The sequence below is a fragment of the Amycolatopsis sp. NPDC051045 genome, from assembly GCF_040682955.1.
Taxonomy (GTDB): domain Bacteria; phylum Actinomycetota; class Actinomycetes; order Mycobacteriales; family Pseudonocardiaceae; genus Amycolatopsis.
The window spans coordinates 471,108-489,992 of record NZ_JBFBCC010000005.1; the positions used below are offsets into that span (position 1 = coordinate 471,108).

Annotated in this window: 18 protein-coding genes; 11 read left to right on the top strand and 7 right to left on the bottom strand. The window is 71.9% G+C overall.

The window, feature by feature from the left end:
• The first annotated feature begins 19 nt into the window (after positions 1–19).
• The 5 genes from AB0M80_RS16115 to AB0M80_RS16135 all read left to right on the top strand — a co-directional run bounded on the left by AB0M80_RS16115 (position 20) and on the right by AB0M80_RS16135 (position 6,629).
• The gene (locus AB0M80_RS16115; RefSeq protein ID WP_364564654.1) at positions 20–463 is read left to right on the top strand and encodes a hypothetical protein; all 444 of its coding nucleotides are present in this window, start codon (positions 20–22) and stop codon (positions 461–463) included.
• Positions 464–541: 78 nt separating this feature from the next.
• Complete coding sequence (locus AB0M80_RS16120) at positions 542–2,017, top strand: serine/threonine-protein kinase (RefSeq protein WP_364564656.1); 1,476 nt, start codon at positions 542–544, stop codon at positions 2,015–2,017.
• Positions 2,018–2,118: 101 nt separating this feature from the next.
• Complete coding sequence (dapA, locus tag AB0M80_RS16125; RefSeq protein WP_364564658.1) at positions 2,119–3,132, top strand: 4-hydroxy-tetrahydrodipicolinate synthase; 1,014 nt, start codon at positions 2,119–2,121, stop codon at positions 3,130–3,132.
• Positions 3,129–4,826, top strand: a complete 1,698-nt coding sequence (locus AB0M80_RS16130; protein ID WP_364564660.1) for a ribonuclease J — start codon at positions 3,129–3,131, stop codon at positions 4,824–4,826. Before dapA ends, AB0M80_RS16130 begins: the two co-directional genes overlap by 4 nt.
• 159 nt (positions 4,827–4,985) lie before the next feature.
• Positions 4,986–6,629, top strand: coding sequence for a substrate-binding domain-containing protein (locus AB0M80_RS16135; protein ID WP_364564663.1), 1,644 nt, complete (start codon positions 4,986–4,988; stop codon positions 6,627–6,629).
• Here the strand turns inward: AB0M80_RS16135 and AB0M80_RS16140 are convergent.
• From AB0M80_RS16140 to AB0M80_RS16155, 4 genes are all read right to left on the bottom strand, one after another.
• Positions 6,583–7,905 (bottom strand): amino acid permease, encoded by a 1,323-nt coding sequence (locus AB0M80_RS16140; RefSeq protein WP_364564791.1) that lies wholly within the window; start codon positions 7,903–7,905, stop codon positions 6,583–6,585. The genes AB0M80_RS16135 and AB0M80_RS16140 overlap by 47 nt on opposite strands.
• Before the next feature lie 105 nt (positions 7,906–8,010).
• Positions 8,011–8,958, bottom strand: coding sequence for an EamA family transporter (locus AB0M80_RS16145; protein WP_364564666.1), 948 nt, complete (start codon positions 8,956–8,958; stop codon positions 8,011–8,013).
• A 49-nt stretch (positions 8,959–9,007) separates the two neighbouring features.
• Positions 9,008–9,622: an NAD(P)H:quinone oxidoreductase gene (gene wrbA, locus AB0M80_RS16150; protein ID WP_364564668.1), complete on the bottom strand. Its 615-nt coding sequence runs from the start codon at positions 9,620–9,622 to the stop codon at positions 9,008–9,010.
• Between the two features lie 34 nt (positions 9,623–9,656).
• A complete protein-coding gene (locus AB0M80_RS16155; RefSeq protein WP_364564670.1) occupies positions 9,657–10,484 on the bottom strand; it encodes a lysophospholipid acyltransferase family protein in 828 nt (275 codons plus the stop codon).
• Positions 10,485–10,627: 143 nt separating this feature from the next.
• Here AB0M80_RS16155 and AB0M80_RS16160 point away from each other — a divergent pair, with 143 nt between their 5' ends.
• Complete coding sequence (locus AB0M80_RS16160; RefSeq protein WP_364564672.1) at positions 10,628–13,120, top strand: DNA translocase FtsK; 2,493 nt, start codon at positions 10,628–10,630, stop codon at positions 13,118–13,120.
• Between the two features lie 39 nt (positions 13,121–13,159).
• Positions 13,160–13,588 (top strand): hypothetical protein, encoded by a 429-nt coding sequence (locus AB0M80_RS16165; RefSeq protein ID WP_364564674.1) that lies wholly within the window; start codon positions 13,160–13,162, stop codon positions 13,586–13,588.
• Here the strand turns inward: AB0M80_RS16165 and AB0M80_RS16170 are convergent.
• The 3 genes from AB0M80_RS16170 to AB0M80_RS16180 all read right to left on the bottom strand — a co-directional run bounded on the left by AB0M80_RS16170 (position 13,581) and on the right by AB0M80_RS16180 (position 15,336).
• Positions 13,581–14,192 carry a nitroreductase family protein gene (locus AB0M80_RS16170; protein WP_364564677.1) on the bottom strand — a complete coding sequence of 204 codons (612 nt, stop codon included), beginning with the start codon at positions 14,190–14,192 and terminating at the stop codon, positions 13,581–13,583. The genes AB0M80_RS16165 and AB0M80_RS16170 overlap by 8 nt on opposite strands.
• Before the next feature lie 50 nt (positions 14,193–14,242).
• Positions 14,243–14,677: a phospholipase gene (locus AB0M80_RS16175; RefSeq protein ID WP_364564679.1), complete on the bottom strand. Its 435-nt coding sequence runs from the start codon at positions 14,675–14,677 to the stop codon at positions 14,243–14,245.
• A gap of 149 nt (positions 14,678–14,826) precedes the next feature.
• Positions 14,827–15,336 carry an amino-acid N-acetyltransferase gene (locus tag AB0M80_RS16180; protein ID WP_364564681.1) on the bottom strand — a complete coding sequence of 170 codons (510 nt, stop codon included), beginning with the start codon at positions 15,334–15,336 and terminating at the stop codon, positions 14,827–14,829.
• 285 nt (positions 15,337–15,621) lie between these two features.
• On the opposite strand from AB0M80_RS16180, the gene rimO reads away from it, so the two are divergent.
• The 4 genes from rimO to AB0M80_RS16200 all read left to right on the top strand — a co-directional run bounded on the left by rimO (position 15,622) and on the right by AB0M80_RS16200 (position 18,817).
• Entirely contained in the window at positions 15,622–17,121 is a 1,500-nt protein-coding gene (gene rimO, locus AB0M80_RS16185) for a 30S ribosomal protein S12 methylthiotransferase RimO (protein WP_364564684.1), read from the top strand.
• The gene (gene pgsA, locus AB0M80_RS16190; RefSeq protein ID WP_364564686.1) at positions 17,118–17,753 is read left to right on the top strand and encodes a CDP-diacylglycerol--glycerol-3-phosphate 3-phosphatidyltransferase; all 636 of its coding nucleotides are present in this window, start codon (positions 17,118–17,120) and stop codon (positions 17,751–17,753) included. The genes rimO and pgsA overlap by 4 nt, the downstream gene beginning before the upstream one ends.
• A gap of 23 nt (positions 17,754–17,776) precedes the next feature.
• A complete protein-coding gene (locus AB0M80_RS16195) occupies positions 17,777–18,250 on the top strand; it encodes a CinA family protein (protein ID WP_364564688.1) in 474 nt (157 codons plus the stop codon).
• A 99-nt stretch (positions 18,251–18,349) separates the two neighbouring features.
• Positions 18,350–18,817: a helix-turn-helix transcriptional regulator gene (locus AB0M80_RS16200; protein ID WP_364564691.1), complete on the top strand. Its 468-nt coding sequence runs from the start codon at positions 18,350–18,352 to the stop codon at positions 18,815–18,817.
• Positions 18,818–18,885 lie beyond the last annotated feature (68 nt).

Sequence of the window (18,885 nt, forward strand, 5' to 3'; positions counted from 1 at the left end):
CGAACGGGGAGACGTGGTCATGGCCAGGATCTTCGCCCTCAACGCCGAATGCGGGGAGCGCGAGACCCACGCCCGCGATCTCGCGCGGCACTTCGACGGCTGGTCGGCGCGTGTCTTCACCCACGGCAGCGGCTGGTGGTGCGGGGTGCAGCCCGAGGGTCTCGGCCGGAACGGGCCGAACTCGGGGGCGGAGGCGACGGCCATGACCGCCGTCGCGCGGCGGCTCTACTGGCTCCTCCGGACGGCGCCGCCGGTCTACCGCTACGCCCTCGCCGGGTTCGAAACGGGCGGATTCCGCACCTACGACGAGCTGATGGCCGAGACCGGCCTGACGCGCCTCGCCGGTCTGGTGGTCAGCGAAGACATCTGGGCGGCGACCGGGAAACGCGCCGAGTTCAGCGACTTCGCCCCGGGGTACCGGTGGATCCCGTACCACGGGGAGACCTACACCCCGCCCCGCTGAGTCCCGAATTCCGCGGAACCCCGAGCGCTCCGCGGCGGTCCGACTAGCATCTGCGCGACCGCCGCCCGAAGGAGCACCGTGACCGACGAACAGACCCGGCCCTACCCACCGCAGGCGCCCGCCACGCCTGGTCAGCGGGTCGTCGCGGGCCGCTACCTCCTGCTGGGCGAGCTGGGCCGGGGCGGCATGGGTGTCGTGTGGCGGGCCCAGGACCAGGTCATCGGCCGCCAGGTCGCCGTCAAGGAGCTGCGGCTGCCGGACGCCGAGTCGGCCGCCGTCTTCTCCGAACGCGCCCTGCGCGAGGTGCGTACCGGCGGGCGGCTCAACGACCCGGCGATCGTCACCGTCTACGACGTCGTCACCGACGGCGGCACCACCTTCATCGTCATGGAGCTCGTGGAGGCGCCGAGCCTCGCCGAGCTCGTGCGGCAGCGGGGCCCGATGCCCGCCGCGCAGGCCGCGCAGCTGGGGGAGCGGGTGCTCGCCGCGCTGCAGGCCGCGCACGCCGCCGGGATCGTGCACCGCGACGTCAAGCCGGCGAACATCCTGGTCCCGCCGGACGGCCGGGTGAAGCTCACCGACTTCGGCATCGCCCACGCCGTCGACGACCCGCGCCTGACCACCAGCGGCATGATCGTCGGCTCGCCCGCGTTCATGGCGCCCGAGCGCGTCGAAGGCCGGGAAGCGATGCCCGCGTCCGACCTGTGGTCCCTCGGCGCGACGCTGTTCTTCGCCGTCGAAGGCTCGATGCCGTTCGAGCGGGCGACCACGGCGGCGACGCTGCACGCGATCATGACCGAAATCCCGTACCTCACCCGCGGCCAGGGCCCGCTCGCCGCGGCGATCCTCGGCCTGCTCGTCGCCAACCCCGACGCCCGGCTGACCGCGGCCCAGGCCCAGAACCTGCTGACCACCGCGCAGGGCGTGCGGCCCACCCCGCCGCACGGCACCGCGATGCTGGGCGCCCCCGCGCCGCAGCCGCCGAAGAAGAACCACCGCGCCCTGTGGCTCTCGGCGGCCGCGGTACTCGTCGTGGGCGCACTGGTCGGCGGCTTCTTCGCGGGCAAGGCGTTCGAAACCCCGGCCGTCGACCAGCAGATGCTGCCGACCATGACGTTCGGCCTCGGCGGGCAGATGCGCGTGGACGCCAGTTCCAGCTACCTCTGCTACAACGCCCCGGTGCAGGACGGCGGCGTCATCAGCGACGAGAACGACGGCGACTGCAAAGAGAGCCACACCCTCGAGATCTACGACGCCGGGTACCCCATCGGCACCGCGAGCTGGTCCGACAGCGAAGCGGAAGTCGCCGCCTACCCGGGCCTGGCCGCCGTCACGGCGGTGGCCGAAGCCCGCTGCGCGACCTCCTTCCGCTCCTCGATCGTCCCCGAAACCCAGCGCCAAGGCCTCACGTACCGCGCACTCGTCCCGACGCAGGGCGAGTGGCAGAGCGTGCCCGACAAGTCGGGTGAGTACCCGACGCGCGAGTTCTACTGCGTGCTGGCGAAGGGCGACGGCGGCCCCATCTCCGCCCCGATCGTGACCAAGGTCAAGTAGAAGTTCCGCGACGAGCGGCCGGCACCGGGAAATCCTCCGCACTTGGCGCCCGTGACCAGGTCGGCGCGGTTTTCGTCGGCGGGACGAGGTACCGTTCTGCCATGTCCAACCCACCTACCGCAGCGCCCGGACGGCCGTTCGGGCGGGTCCTCACCGCGATGGCCACCCCCTTCGACGCCGACGGGGCACTGGACCTGAAGCGGGCGCAGGAGCTGGCCGAGCACCTCGTGGAGCTGGGGAACGACGGCCTCGTGGTCAACGGCACCACCGGCGAGAGCCCCACCACGAGCGACGCGGAGAAGCAGGAACTCATCCGCGCCGTGGTCGAGGCCGTCGGCGACCGCGCGACCGTCGTGGCCGGCGCGGGCACCAACAACACCGCGCACAGCGTCGAGCAGGCGAAGCAGGCCGAGGAGGCCGGGGCGCACGGCCTGCTGGTCGTCACCCCGTACTACTCGCGGCCCAGCCAGGCCGGGCTGTACGCGCACTTCACCACGGTCGCCGACAGCACCGGGCTGCCCGTGCTGCTCTACGACATCCCGCCGCGCTCGGTCGTCCCGATCGAGGTCGACACGCTGCTGCGGCTGGCCGAGCACCCGCGGATCGTCGCGGTCAAGGACGCCAAGGGCGACCTCATCGCCGGCTCCGAGGTGATCGCCAACACCCACCTCGCCTACTACTCCGGCGACGACGGCCTGAACCTGCCGTGGATGTCGGTCGGCGGCGTCGGCGTGGTGAGTGTGATCGGTCACGTCGTCGCGGGCCGGATCCGCGCGATGATCGACGCTTACGAGAACGGCGACACGTCCACCGCCCGCACGAACCACCGCGGCATGTTGCCGGTGCTGCGCGCGATGTCGCGGGTCGGCGGGGTCGCCTTCAGCAAGGCGGCGCTGCGGCTGCGCGGCTTCGACATCGGCGGCCCGCGGCTCCCGATCGTCGCGCCGACCGCCGAGCAGACGGCCCTGATCGCCGCCGATCTTGCCCAGGGCGGCGTGCCGCTGGGCGACACGGCGGCTCAGGCCTGGCATGGTGAGCGGGTGGCACAAGCAGATTCGCGAGCGGCCTACGTAGCGCCGACCTCGCACACCAGCGTTGGGACACTGCCTCGGTGAGCTCACTTCCCCAAGGTCCAGGCCCCACCAACGCCCCGCCCGAACTGCCCGAGGGAGCCCTGCGCGTCGTCGCGCTGGGCGGCATCGGCGAGGTCGGGCGCAACATGACCGTCTTCGAATTCGGCGGACGGCTGCTCATCGTCGACTGCGGGGTGCTCTTCCCCGAGGACGACCAGCCCGGCGTCGACCTGATCCTGCCCGACTTCCGCGCGATCGAGGACCGCCTCGACGACATCGAAGGCCTGGTGCTCACCCACGGGCACGAGGACCACATCGGTGCCGTCCCGTTCCTCCTGCGCCTGCGGCCGGACCTGCCGATCTACGGCTCGAAGTTCACCAACGCGCTGCTCGCGGCGAAGGCCAAGGAGCACCGGCAGCGGCCGAAGCTGATCCAGGTCCGCGAGGGCGAGCGCCGCGACGTCGGCGTGTTCAACCTCGAGTTCTTCGCGGTCAACCACTCCATCCCGGACGCGCTCGCGGTCGCGATCCGCACCCCGGCGGGCGTGGTCCTGCACACCGGCGACATCAAGCTCGACCAGCTGCCGCTGGACGGGCGCCTCACCGACCTGGCCGGGTTCTCCCGGCTCGGCGACGAGGGTGTCGACCTGTTCTGCGTCGACTCGACCAACGCCGAGGTGCCCGGGTTCGTGATGCCCGAGCGCGACATCGGCCCGGTCCTCGACGACGTCATCCGCCGCGTCGACCAGCGCGTGATCGTGGCCTGCTTCGCCAGCCACGTCCACCGCGTCCAGCAGGTGCTCGACGCCGCGCAGCGGCACGGCCGCCGGATCGCGTTCGTCGGCCGGTCGATGGTCCGGAACATGGGGATCGCCGCCGAGCTGGGCCTGCTCAACGTGCCGGACGGCCTGCTGGTCGACCTCGACCAGGCGAGCACCCTGCCGGAGAGCAAGGTCCTGTTCGTCTCGACGGGTTCGCAGGGCGAGCCGCTCTCGGCGCTGTCGCGGATGGCGCGCGGCGAGCACCGGCAGATCTCGATCCGCGCCGGCGACACCGTCGTGCTGGCCAGCTCGATGATCCCGGGCAACGAGACCGCGGTGTTCGGCGTGGTCAACGGCCTGACCCGGCTCGGGGCGAACGTCGTCCACCAGGGCAACGCCAAGGTGCACGTGTCCGGCCACGCGTCGGCGGGGGAGCTGCTCTACCTGTACAACGCGGTGCGGCCGAGCAACGTGATGCCGGTGCACGGCGAGTGGAAGCACCTGCGCGCGAACGGCGAGCTGGCGATCCGCACCGGCGTCGCCCCGGAGAACGTGGTCATCGCCGAGGACGGCGTGGTCGTCGACCTGGTCGACGGCAAGGCGTCCCGCACCGGCCGCGTCGAGGTCGGCCACGTCTACGTCGACGGCCTGTCGGTCGGCGACGTCGGCGAGTCGACCCTGTCCGACCGGCTGGTCCTCGGCGAGGGCGGGTTCATCTCGATCAGCGTCGCGGTGGACTCCAGCACCGGCCGCCCGGTCAGCAGCCCCACGGTGTCCGGCCGCGGCTTCTCCGACGACCCGAAGGCGCTCGACGCGGTCGTGCCGCTGGTGGAGATGGAGCTGGCGCGCACGGAGGCCGAAGGCATCACCGACACCCACCGGATCGCGCAGGCGGTCCGCCGGGTGGTGGGCCGCTGGGTGGCCGACACCTATCGCCGCCGTCCGATGATCGTCCCGACGGTCATCCCGGTCTAGCCCCCGGTCCAAACCGTGAATGCCACCTTGAGGAACTTGAAGTCCCTCAAGGTGGCATTCACGGTTTTGGGGGCCTGTTAGGCCGTCCGGCGCACATGCGGCTGGTTCGTTGCGGGATAGCCTTGATCCCCACCCGCCTCGCGCAGAGAGGCCGCGCCGATGGGACGTCATTCGGACGGCAGACGACGCCGGCTGCTCGCGCCCGCCCTGGCGACCGGCCTCGTGCTCGTCCTCGGCGCCGCGGCGTGGATCACCGTGTCGGCCGGGCGCTCGCGGCCGACGTGCGAGCAGCCCGCCAAGGTCCTCGTCACCGCGTCCTCGGACATCGCCCCCGCGCTGTCGCTCGTCGCGCGCGGGCTCGACCTGCAGTGTGGCAGCGTCGAGGTCCAAACCAAGGAGGCGACGCAGGCGGCCGAGCGGCTCGCCCTCTCCGACGGGGGCCCGCGGCCGCAGGTCTGGGTGCCGGATTCCACGCTCGCGCTGCGCCGCGCCCACCAGCTCGGCGCGGCCGACGTCCCCGAAACCGGAGCGTCGGTGGCCAGCTCACCGGTGGTGCTCGCCGTCGCGGCGGACGTCGCCAAGGGGCTCGGCTGGCCCGACCGGGCGCTCACCTGGGCGGAGGCGCTGGCCGCGCCGGGGAGCGTCCCGGGGATGCCCGACCCGGCGCGCGACCCGGTCGGCGCGGTGGCGCTGCTCGGCCTGCGGGAGAGCGTCAAGGCGGCGCCCGAGCCCTCGGCCGCGTACGTCGCGTTGCTGCGGCGGTTCTCGGCCAACACGCTCGGCACGGAGACGGACCTGATCGCGCGGCTGCCGGGGTCGAGCGACGGCAGTGGCACGGCCGCGGTGACGGCGTTCCCCGCGTCGGAGAACTCCTTGCTGCGCCACAACGTCGAGGACCCGAAGTCGCCGCTGATCGCCGTCTACTCCACCGCCGTGCCCACTTTGGACTACCCGTTCGCGGAGCTGAGCGGGATCACCCCGCAGCAACGGCCGATCGTCGAGGCGCTGCGCGAGGCGGTCCTCGGCGACCCGGGCGCCGACGCGATCGCGAAGACCGGTCTGCGCGCGGCGGGCGGCCAGGCGCTGCGCGACCACCCCGACGACCCGCGGGTGTCGCCGGGCGGCATCAAGGCCGCGAACCTCCCGCCCGCGGCCGCCGTCGACGAGCTGCTCAACCAGTGGGCCGGCATCAACCTGAGCGCGCGGGTGCAGGTGCTGGTCGACGTATCGGGGTCGATGAACGCGCAGGTCCCCGGGACCGGGCTCGACCGGATGCAGGTGACGATGCAGGCGGCGGCCAAGGCGATGCACCTGTTCAAACCGGCGACCCAGCTGAGGATGCTGGCGTTCTCGACCCGCCTCGACGGCGACAAGGACTACCGCGAGCTGCTTCCGATGGCCCCGGTGGCCCAGCACCTCGCGAGCGGCGCGCTGGACAAGCTCGCCCAGGTCAAGGCGACACCGGACGGCGGCACGGGCCTCTACGACAGCGTGCTGGACACGTACCGCACGGCGCGCCGCGAGTGGGAGCCCGGCCGGTTGAACCTGGTGATCGTGATGACGGACGGCCGCAACGAGGACGCCCACAGCGTGTCCCGCCCGGAGCTGCTGGCCGAGCTGGCCGAGCTCCAGGACGCCCGCCGCCCGATCCCCCTGATCGGCGTGGGCATCGGCCCGGACGCGGACAAGGCGGAACTGGACCAGCTGACCGCAGCCACCGGAGGTCAGGCGTTCATCGCCCCGGACCCGGCCAAGATCACCGACGTGTTTTTCGGGGCCCTGAGCCGGCTCGCCGGCGGATGAGGGCGTACACGGCCAGGATCACCGCCAGGCTGATCAGGCTCAGGTACAGCTGGGCTCGCGTGTCCTCGTCGACGAACAGCATCGACGCCACCACCACGAGCGTCAGGACCAGCGTGACCCAGCTCAGCCACGGATATCCCCACATCCGGAGCTTCAGCCGATCCGGCGCCGAAACCTCCAGCTCGCGCCGCATCCGGAGCTGGGAGCCGCAGATGATCGCGTACACGAACAGGGCCACCGCGCCCGCCGAGTTGATGATGAAGTAGAAGATCTTGTCCGGGGACACGTAGCTCATCACCACTGCCACGTACCCGATCGACGTGGACGCCAGGATCGCCTTCCACGGCACGCCGCGTGCGTTCGTGTCCGCGATCCAGCCCGGCGCCCACCCGTGGCGGTGCAGGGCGAACAGCATCCGCGATGCCGTGTACAGCCCCGAATTCAGCACCGACAGCGCCGCCGTCAGCACCACCGCCGACACGATCGTCGACGCCGCGGGGACGCCGAAGCGGCCGAACGCCGCCGCGAACGGGCTCGTCTCGCTCGGGATCTCGCGCCACGGCGTGATCATCACCAGCAGCGCCACCGAGCCGACGTAGAACACGATCACGCGCCAGACGATCGTCGAAGTCGCCTTGCGGACCGCCGTCTCCGGCTGGTCCGACTCCGCCGCCGCGATCGTGACGATCTCCGCGCCGAAGTACGAGAAAATCACGATGACGACGCCGTGGACGACCGAGAACCCGCCGTGGGGCACGAAGCCGTCGAGGCCGATGTTGCCCACCGAGAAGTGCGCGTCCGGCCAGAGCCCGAGCACGAACAGCGTCCCGAGCAGCAGGAACACCACGATGGTGGCGACCTTGATCGAGGCCAGCCAGAACTCCGTCTCGCCGAAGGAGCGCGCCGACGCCAGGTTCGTCGCCGTCAGCAGGAGCATCAGTGCCAGCGAAAACACCCACTGCGGCACGCCCGGGATCCAGCCCTGCAGGATCTTCGCGCCGGCGACGGCCTCGAACGCGACCACGCCGACCCAGAAGTACCAGTACAGCCAGCCGATGGTGAAGCCCGCCCAGCCGCCGAGCGAGTCGCGCGCGTACTCCATGAACGAACCCAGCGACGGCGCCGCGGTCGCCATCTCGCCGAGCATCCGCATCACCAGCACGACGAGCAGCCCGCCGAGCGCGTAGGAGGCCACGGCGGCCGGGCCCACGGTGTGGATCACCGCGCCGCTGCCGATGAACAGGCTCGCGCCGATGATGCCGCCGAGGGCGATCATCCGGACGTGCCGCTGCCGGAGTTCGGGCCGCAGCCCCTGCGTCTTCGCCGTCACGGTGCGGGATTGTCGCACTCCGGCGCCACCGGGTGAAGATCTTGCGCAAGGTCAGCTCGTCAGGATCTCCGACTTCCGCTGCACCAGGTACGCGCCGGCCAGCAGGATCGCCGAGCCGAGCAGCTGCGGCCAGGTGAGCTCCTCGCCGAGCAGGGCCCACGCCGTGACCGTGACGATCACGGGCTCGACCAGCCCGAGCACGCTCGCCACCGACGCGGGCAGGTGCCGCAGCGACGAGATCCCGAAGACGTAGGCCAGCACGGTCGCCACCAGCACCAGCAGGACCAGCAGCAGCCAGACCGGCGGCCGCCAGGCGCCGAACCCGACCTCGGTGCCGAGCAGCCCGAGCGGCCACGTCCACGGCGGCGCGACGAAGCTGATCAGGACGGCGCCGATCACCATGCCCCAGGTGACCAGGCCGAGCGGGTCGATGTCGGCCACGGCGCGTTCGCCGAGGAGGAAGTACCCGGCCGAGCACAGGGCCGCGCCGAAGCCGGCGAGCAGCCCGACGCCGTTCAGCGTGACGCCCTGCCAGACCTGGGCGACCAGCGACAGCCCGGCCATCGCCAGCGCGATACCGCCCCAGACCGACCGCGGCAGCCGGTGCCGCCGCACGAACCGCACCCACAGCGCGATGAGCACCGGGGAGATGAACTCCAGCAGGATCGCGATGCCGACCGGGATCCGGCCCGCGGCGACGAAGTAGAGCAGCTGCACCCCGGCGACGCCGAGCAGGCCGTAACCGCCCAGGACGGGGAGTTCGGTGCGGCGGATCCGCAGCTTCCGCGGCGCCACCAGCGCGACGCCGCCGAGCAGCAGCACCCCGGCGAGCCCGATCCGCATCGCGGCCACCTGCTCCGGGGTGAAACCGGCGGACATCGCGGACTTGCCCAGCGTGCCCGACGTGCTGAAGAACAGGGCGGCGAGCAGGACGAGAGCGGTCCCGCGGCCGCGGCGGGCGACCCGGGGAGGCGCGAGGACGGGCAGCTCGGTCGTCACCGTCGCGACTCTAAGGCCCGCCGCGTCACTGCCGAAACGGTTTTTCCGGTTACTCGGCCCGCTTGAGCCCGGTCGCGACGTGCGTGGTGATGGTGGCCAGCCGCCGGCCCTGCAGGCGCAGGGCGTCGAGCGCGACCTCGTCCGGCGCCGCCGACTTCCGGGACACGAACGAGCCGCCGTACGGGTTGCCGGACTCCTTCAGGTGCGGGTCGGTGTAGCCGAGCGGCACGACGATCGCGCCCCAGTGGTAGAAGACGTTGTTGATCGCCAGCAGCGTCGACTCGAGGCCGCCGTGCGCGGTGGACGCCGTCGTGAACGACGTCGCGACCTTGTCCGCGAGCTTCCCCTGCGCCCACAGGCCACCCGTGCTGTCCAGATAGGACTTGAGCTGGGCGGCCGGCCCGCCGAACCGGGTCGGGCTGCCGACGGCGAGCCCGTCGGCCCACTCGAGGTCGCCGAGCGTGGCGAGCTCGTGGTGCGGGCCGGCGTCGACCCACGCCTGCCAGCGCGGGTTCCGCGCGATGGCGTCGGCGGGCACGGTCTCCGGCACGGTCCGCACCCGCACCTCGGCGCCGGTCTCGCGCGCCCCGGCGGCGAGCGACCCGGCGAGGGCGGCGGTGTTCCCGGTCGAGCTGTAGTAGACGACGAGTATCCGTGTGCTCACGTCCGCCGACTCTAGGGGTGCCGGCCCGCGCGTCTCACGATCCGGACGCCGGCTTCCAGGGGCTGACCGTGTCGGTGGGCCGCGTGGGGTCGTGGAAGCGGGGCCGGTCGAGCTCGTCGCGGCGCAGCGGGACGAGACCGTCGGTGATCGCCTGCATGATCTTCGCGTGCGCGCGCACCCCGGCGCCCGGCCGCTGCGGCTCGACGTCCGACAGGTCGACGGGGTCGCCGAAGTGCACCCGGAACCGCGGACGGCGCAGCGGCGCGCTGAGCCCCGAGCGGGCCAGGGGGACCAGGTCGGCCGGGCCGTTGACGGTCTCGGTGCCCCAGTAGACGGCTTCGTGCGCGCCCCACTGGCTGATCGGGATCACCGGCACGTCCGCCGCCAGCGCCAGCCGCGCGGCGCCGCTCTTGCCGCGCTCCGGCCACAGGCCCGGGTCGTGGCTGATCCGGCCCTCCGGGTAGACGATGATCGGCTCGCGCGTGGTCTTCAGCGCCTCGACGGCGGCGGTGAACTGCCCGACGGCGGTCCCGGCGTGCTTGCGGTCCACGCGCAGGTGCCCGCTGACCCGCAGCGCCGGCCCGATCACGGGCGCGTCCAGGATGCCGCCGGCCAGCATGAACCGCGGGTTGATGCCGAGCCGCTTGCACGCCGCCATCAGCACGAACGCGTCGAACACGCCGATGTGGTTCGCGGCCATCAGCAGCGGCTTGCCGCGCAGCTGCGCCGGGATCCGGCCGGTGACGGTCAGCCGCCCGACCAGGTTCACCAGCCCCCGGTCGATGTTCAGCATGGTCCGCCAGATGGCGGGAGCACGGCGGGGCGGTTCGGCGGTGCGCAGCGCGAGCATGGGGCAGAGCATGGCAGACGTCGATTTCACCCGATTGCGTACTGGCCGGATCGGTTCACCCGGATGGCCGCTCAACCTCCGGTGTGAGGCAGAAGTTCACCCTGGGCCGAGAGTGGCGCACGGGACTGACTGGCAATGCCGGTTACCGTTGACGCATGGCTGGGTCGGCGACGAGGAAGAGAAGCACGGGAAGCGGCGCGAAGGGGGCAGCGGCGCGTAAGCCGCGTACACCCGCGAAGGCTCGTACGTCGTCCGGCCGCAAGCCCGCGCCACGGGGCCGCCGGAAGACTCCCGGGCTCTTCGGCAAGGGCGTCCGCGGCACCTGGAACCTGCTGGCCAAGGGCCTGGGCACGCTGGCCCGCACGGTCGGCCGCACCCGCGAACTCGAGCCGGAACACCGCCGCGACGGGCTCGCGCTGGGCCTGATGGCCCTGGCCATCGTCGCGGCCGTCGGCGTCTGGTGGCGGGCGGCCGGGCCGATCGGCGCCGGGGTGGAGATCGCCACCCGGACCGTCCTCGGCGCCGGGGCCGTGACCCTGCCACTGGTGCTGGTCGTCGTCGCCGTCGCGCTGATGCGGTCCGAGCCGCACCCGGATACGCGGCCGCGGATGGTGGTCGGCACGATCATGGTCGTCCTGTCGGTGCTCGGGATGCTGCACATCTTCACCGCGCTGCCGGACACCAACGACGGCCGGATGTACGCCGGCGGCATCGTCGGCGCCTTCTCCGGCGGCCTGCTCGCCATGGGCGTCACCACCTGGGTCGCCGTGCCGCTGCTGATCCTCGCCCTGTTCTTCGGCGTGCTCGTGTTCACCGGCACGCCGGTGCGCGAGATCCCGCACCGGCTGCGGCACTGGGGCCTCGACGAGGACGAGATCGCCGAAGCCGAGGCACTGCGTTCGGGCTTCGCCACCGACGAGGACACCGTCACCGAAGCCGACCCGAAGGCCGCGCGGCTGCGCAAGCCGTCGCGGCGGCGCCAGGCCGGCGAACAGCTCGACCTCGACGCCGCGCTCGCCGAGGCACCGACGCCGATCAAGCCACCCAAGGCGAGCACAGTCCTGCCCAAGCCGCCGCCGGCCGAGGTGCCCGAGAAGAAGCCGAAGAAGGCCCCGGAACCGCCGCTCGCCATGACGCGGACCGTCGAGGGCGACTACCAGCTCCCGCCGCCCGACCTGCTGAAGCTCGGCGACGCGCCGAAGTCCCGCAGCAAGGCCAACGACACCATGATCGAGGCGATCACCGGCGTGCTGGAGCAGTTCAGCATCGACGCCCAGGTCACCGGCTTCACCCGCGGCCCGACGGTCACCCGCTACGAGGTCGAGCTCGGCCCGGGCGTGAAGGTCGAGAAGATCACCGCGCTGACCAAGAACATCGCCTACGCGGTGGCCACCGACAACGTCCGCCTGCTGGCGCCGATCCCCGGCAAGTCCGCGGTCGGCATCGAGGTGCCCAACTCCGACCGCGAGATGGTCCGCCTGGGTGACGTCCTGCGTGCGCCGTCGACGGTCAAGGACAACCACCCGATGGTGATCGGCCTCGGCAAGGACATCGAGGGCCACTTCGTCACCGCGAACCTGACGAAGATGCCGCACCTGCTGGTCGCGGGTTCGACCGGATCCGGTAAGTCCAGCTTCGTCAACTCGATGCTGGTGTCGCTGCTGGCGCGCTCGACGCCGGACGAGTGCCGGATGATCCTGATCGACCCGAAGATGGTCGAGCTGACGCCGTACGAGGGCATCCCGCACCTGATCACGCCCATCATCACCCAGCCGAAGAAGGCCGCCGCCGCGCTGGCCTGGCTGGTGGAGGAGATGGAGCAGCGCTACCAGGACATGCAGGTCAACAAGGTCCGGCACATCGACGACTACAACAAGAAGGTGCGTTCGGGCGAGATCACCGCACCGCCGGGCTCCGAGCGTGAATACCGGCCGTACCCGTACATCATGGCGATCGTCGACGAGCTCGCCGACCTGATGATGACCGCCCCGCGCGACGTCGAGGACGCGATCGTCCGCATCACCCAGAAGGCCCGAGCCGCCGGCATCCACCTGGTCCTGGCGACGCAGCGGCCGTCGGTCGACGTCGTCACCGGCCTGATCAAGACCAACGTGCCCTCGCGGCTGGCGTTCGCGACGTCGTCGCTGACCGACTCGCGAGTCATCCTCGACCAGCCGGGCGCGGAGAAGCTGATCGGCATGGGCGACGCGCTGTACCTGCCGATGGGTGCCGGCAAACCGGTCCGCATCCAGGGCGCGTTCGTCGGCGACGAAGAGATCTCCGCCGTCGTCAACTTCGCCAAGGAGCAGGCGCAGCCGGACTACAACGACGGCGTCACCACGCAGAAGGCGGGCGAGAAGAAGGAGATCGACTCGGACATCGGCGACGACCTCGACGTCCTGCTGCAGGCGGCGGAGCTGATCGTGACGTCCCAGTTCGGCTCGACGTCGATGCTCCAGCGCAAGCTGCGGGTCGGGTTCGCCAAGGCGGGCCGCCTGATGGACCTGCTGGAAAGCCGCGGCGTGGTCGGCCCGTCGGAGGGCTCGAAGGCCCGCGACGTCCTGATCAAGCCGGAGGAACTGGAGTCGGTCCTGTTCATGATCCGCGGCGGCGGCCCGGTGGACACCGACCCCGACGGCGACGAGTAACCGGTGCAACCCCGGCTCGGTCCGTTCCGTCCACAGCACGTGGACCTACAGCGATTCGTAGCCGGACTGTTCGCCTTCGCCGTCGTCACGGTGGGCGCCGGGAGCTCGGTCGCCGCCGGGCGGCCCGGGCCCGGGCCTGCCGCGCCGCCCTCGACCGTGAGCGCTGCCGCCGGGCAGGACGTCACCCTGCGCCTCGGGCAGGAAGCCGCCGTGCAGGGCAAGGACCTCACCGTGCGCTACACCAGGGTCGTCGCCGACTCGCGGTGCCGTCCCGGCATGCAGTGCATCTGGCAGGGGGAGGCGACGCTGGCGTTCCTGCTGAAGGAGCCCGGCCACGGCGAGAGCACCACGGCCGAGCTGCACAGCGGCCCGCGCACCGGCCCGCAGGCGACGTCGTTCGCCGCCAGCCGGATCGAGCTCGTGTCGGTCAGCGAGGACGCCGGGGAGGCCACCGTCCGGATCAGCTGAGCGGCGTGCCCCAGCGGTCGAGGAAGGCGACTTCCGACAGCGGGTTACGCCGGGCGGGCTTGAAGTCCGGCACGGTCGTGTACGCCACCGGCAGCAGCCCGGCCTGCGTGTGGCCGTCCGGGATGCCGAGGATCTCCGCGGCTTCGGCTTCGCGGGCGAGGTGGTACGTCGTGAGCGTCGAGCCCAGGCCGCGCGAGCGCAGCGCCAGCTGGAAGTTCCACACCGCCGGGAAGATGCCGCCGTAGAAGGCCGCGTCGACCGCGTTGTCCCCGGCCGGGCGCCCGTGCAGGACCGGGATCACGAGCACCGGGACGCGCTCGATCACGTCGATCAGGTGCTGCCCGGACGCCAGCGCCCGCGAGTCCGCCTCGGCGGCCTTGCCGGCGAGGTAGGCCTCGCCGACCTCGCGGAACAGCACGCCGAGCCGGTCCTTCACGCTCTGGTCGCGCACCACGAGCCAGCACCAGGCCTGGACGTTGCCGGGCGTGGGCGCCTGCAGCGCCAGGTTCAGGCACTCTTCGAGGACTTCGGGCTCCACCGGCCGGTCGAGGTCGAGCTTCCGGCGCACCGCGCGGGTCGTGCTGAGCAGGTGATCGATCTCCATGACCCCATCCTGGCCCGGGCGGACCCGGGCCAGGGGAGAGGGGGCCGGGCTCAGCCGCCGAACTTGCGGACCGCCTGGTAGTACGTCCAGGCCGCACCCTTGCACGCCACGTTGGACCCGCAGACGCTCTTCAGGTCGATGTAGAGGTTGTCGTCGATCTTCAGCCGGTTCGCCTCGGTGAACCGGGCCTGCTTCTTGTAGTTGCGGTAGCCGAAGTCGTGGCGGTGGCAGCCCGGCAGGAACTGCCAGCCGAACGGGGTGTCCGGCGACCACGAGCAGCCGTCGGACGACCAGTCGAGCTGGCCGGAGTAGGGCGCGGAGTTCCGGATCGTTTCGAACCCGGACAGCGTCGTGTGGAAGAGGTACTGGTCGGTGACCGTCGGAATGTCGACGGCGGCCGCGGTGCCGGTGCCCAGCAGGGCGCCCGCGCCGACAGAAACGGCCACCGTCAAGGTGGCCCCCAGGTTCCGCAGTGTCGTGCGCATCGGTGTTTTCCTCGCCGATCGGGGACAAGTGCCCGATCAGCTTCGGGCCTGCCGTGACGCACGTCACCGCCCGAAAGGAGGTTGTCGGGAAATTTTCCCCCTGAATCCGGCCCCTATGCGGAAATCGTCCAGCAGCCGTAGGGGGTGGCTCAGAGCTCGAGCAGCATCCGCGAATTGCCCAGGGTGTTGGGCTTGGCGTAGGGCAGGTCGAGGAATTCGGCGACGCCGGTGTCGTGCGAACGCCGCATCTCCTCGTAGACCTCGTGCGACACCGGGGTGCCGTCGATCTCCACGAACCCGTGCCCGGCGAAGAAGCCGGTCTCGAACGTCAGCACGAACAGCCGTTTGAGACCCAGCTCACGCGCTTCGTCGACCAGCCGGGCGACCAGCACCCGCCCGACGCCTTGGCCCCGCACGGCCTTGTCGACCACCACGGTGCGCAGCTCGGCGATGTCCTCCCAGAGGACGTGCAGCGCGGCCGCTCCGACCACCTCGTCACCCACTTCGGCGACCCAGAATTCCTGAACCGCCTCGTACAGGGTGACCAGGTCCTTCTCCAGCAGGACGCGGCCCGCGTCCGAGTCGACCAGGGCCTTGATCTTGCGGACGTCGGCGATCCGCGCGCGGCGGACGATCGGGCGGGGCGAGTCGGACGGCACGATCGTCAACCCTGCCACATCGCCCGGCGCGCGCGGCGACACAGCTCGCTTTTCGGGGGTCCGGGTGGCGAAGCCCCCGGCTCGGGGCGAAGCCCCGGTTGTTACAGCTTGCTTTTCGGGGGTCCGGGTGGCGAAGCCCCCGGCTCGGGGCGAAGCCCCGGTTGTTACAGCTTGCTTTTCGGGGGTCCGGGTGGCGAAGCCCCCGGCTCGGGGCGGAGCCCCGGTTGTCACGACCGAACTACGCCGTCGTCGGCCCGCCCGGGCCCGGCGGCTACCCTGAACGTCGTGCCTTCCCCTGCCACGGACCCAGCCGCCCCCCGACGCGTCTCCCTGCTGACCCTGGGCTGCGCCCGCAACGAGGTCGACTCGGAGGAGCTGGCGGGCCGGCTCGCGGCCGGCGGCTGGGAGCTGGCGGCCGAACCCGAGGACTCCGACGTCGTGGTGGTCAACACCTGCGGCTTCGTCGAGTCGGCCAAGAAGGACTCGGTCGACACGCTGCTCGCCGCGTCGGACACGGGCAAGAAGGTCGTCGCCGTCGGCTGCATGGCCGAGCGCTATGGCCACGAGCTCGCCGACAGCCTCCCGGAGGCCGACGCGGTGCTGGGCTTCGACCACTACGCCGAGCTGTCCGACCGGCTCGACGACGTCGTCGCCGGCCGCAAGATCGCCTCGCACACCCCCGGCGACCGCCGCAAGCTGCTGCCGATCAGCCCGGTCCAGCGGCCCGCCGCGGCCGAGACCGTCGAGGTCCCGGGCCACGCGCAGCACGGCTGGGGTCCGCGGGTGCTGCGCACGCGCCTCGACGACTCGCCGGTGGCCGCGCTGAAGATCGCCTCCGGCTGCGACCGGCGCTGCTCGTTCTGCGCCATCCCGTCCTTCCGCGGCTCCTTCGTCTCGCGGCAGCCCGACGAGATCGTCGCCGAAGCCATGTGGCTGGCCGAGCACGGCGTCAAGGAGCTGTTCCTGGTCAGCGAGAACTCGACGTCGTACGGCAAGGACTTCGGCCGCGACGGCGCCACCGCGCTGGAGCGGCTGCTGCCGCGCCTGGCGGAGATCGACGGCATCGAGCGCGTCCGCGTCTCCTACCTGCAGCCGGCCGAGACCCGCCCGCAGCTGGTCAAGGCCATCGCGACCACGCCGGGTGTCGCCGAGTACTTCGACCTGTCCTTCCAGCACTCCAGCGAGCAGGTGCTGCGCCGGATGCGCCGGTTCGGCTCGACGGATTCGTTCCTCGCGCTGACCGAGCAGATCCGCGAATACGCGCCCGAAGCGGGCATCCGGACCAACGTGATCGTCGGGTTCCCCGGCGAGACCGAGCACGACCTGGCCGAGCTCGAGCGGTTCCTCACCGGCGCGCGCCTCGACGCCGTCGGCGTCTTCGGCTACTCCGACGAGGACGGCACCGAGGCCGAGACCTTCGACGGCAAGCTCGACCCCGACGAGGTCGCCGCGCGCGTCACGCGGATCTCCGCGCTGGTCGAGGAGCTGACCTCGCAGCGCGCCGAGGACCGGATCGGCACCTTCGTCGACGTGCTCGTCGAGCGGGACGACGACGGCGAGCTCACCGGGCGCGCCGCGCACCAGGCCCCCGAGGTCGACGGTGAGTGCATCATCCTCGACGCGCCGGAGAAGACTGCGACATCCGGGGCTTCGCCCCGGGCCGGGGGCTCCGCCACCCGGACCCCCGTGAAGAAGTCGCGGGTCGGCGACTTCCTGCGGTGCGAGGTCGTCGACTCGGCGGGCGTGGACCTGATCGTCCGCGCGGTACCGGACGCCGACCGGTGAGTGCGCTCCCCAGCGACGCCGCCGACGAGGGCCTGACCCACGAAGCCTCGGTCCCCGAGCCGACCCCGGTCCCCACGCTCAACCTCGCGAACCTCCTGACGCTGTCGCGGCTGGTCCTGGTGCCGTTGTTCGTCGTCGCGCTGTTCGTCGGCGACGGCCACGACACCACCTGGCGCGCGATCGCGACCGGGCTGTTCGCCGTCGCGTCGGCGACCGACCAGCTGGACGGCTGGGTCGCCCGCAAGTACGGGCTGATCACCGACTTCGGCAAGATCGCCGACCCGATCGCGGACAAGGCGCTCACCGGCGCCGCCCTGGTCGGGCTGAGCGTGCTGGGCGAGCTCGGCTGGTGGGTCACCATCGTCATCGCGGTCCGCGAGATCGGCGTCACGCTGCTGCGCTTCTGGGTGATCCGCCACGGCGTGATCCCGGCCAGCCGCGGCGGCAAGGCGAAGACGATGGCCCAGATCGCCGCGATCGTGGCGTACCTGCTGCCGCTGCCCGCCGGCGCCGACCCGGTCCGCTGGGCACTGATGGGGCTGGCGCTGGTGCTGACCGTGGTCACCGGCGTGGACTACCTGGTCCGGGCGGTGCGGCTGCGTGCGGCCGGGCGCCGGGTCACCGGGAGCTGAGCGTGGCCGACCGGCGACCCCCCGTGGCGGCTGATGAACAGGCCGCCGCGCTCATCGCCGCGCTCACCGCGCGGGGCGCGACCGTCGCCGCGGCCGAATCGCTCACCGCCGGGCTGGTCTGCGCCACCCTGGCGCGCGTGCCCGGGGCGAGCGCGGCGCTGCGCGGCGGCCTGGTCGTCTACGCCACCGAACTGAAGACCGCGCTGGCCGGAGTAGACGCCGGCCTGCTGGCCGAGCACGGCGCCGTCCACCCCGAGGTCGCCGCCCAGCTGGCCGAGGGCGCCCGCGACCGGTGCGGGGCCACCTGGGGCCTCGGGCTGACCGGCGTGGCCGGGCCGTCGGCCCAGGACGGCGTCGAACCGGGCACGGTGCACGTCGGGCTGGCCGGGCCGGGAACACGCACAGTCCGTACGCTGGCCTTGACCGGCGATCGCGATGTGATCAGGACCGAATCGGTCCGGGCGGCGTTTGCCCTGCTCGGGGAACATTTGGCCTGAAACACGCGTTCGCCCTTGGCGTACGAGCCCACCAACTCCTGCGCCCGGGGCGCCGCTCTGGGTAACGTAGGGAGTACTTGTACGGAAGGGAGGCGCGTGATGACCGTGCTGTTGCGTGAGGCGATCGGTGATCGGCTCCGTCATGCCCGCACCAACCAGCGTCGTACGCTGCGCGACATCTCCCGCGCCGCCAGGGTCAGCCTCGGCTACCTCTCCGAGGTGGAACGGGGGCAGAAGGAGGCGTCGAGCGAGTTGCTCGCGTCCATCTGCCAGGCTCTGGACCTTCCGCTCGGCGAGCTGCTGCACAAGGTGGCGGCGGACGTTTCGGCCCTCGACAACGTCGAGGTCGCACCGGTCGACGAGCGGATCGTGGAAGGCACGCCCCGGGAGAAGGTGCCCGAGCGCGGTGCCAAGGCCTCGGCGGCCGGCATCGAAGGTGGCCGCCTGATGTCCGAGCTGATCGGGAACGACCTCGCCGACCTGCGGGTTTCCCCGGCCCCGCGGATGAACACGACGCTGCGCACGACGATCGGGCAGCCGAAGCTGGCCTCGACGATCGCCGCGTAAGGGCGAGGTGGGCTCGCGCGGAGCACGTGTCTTCCGCGAGTTCTGTGCGCTTCCACGGTGAGGTTTCC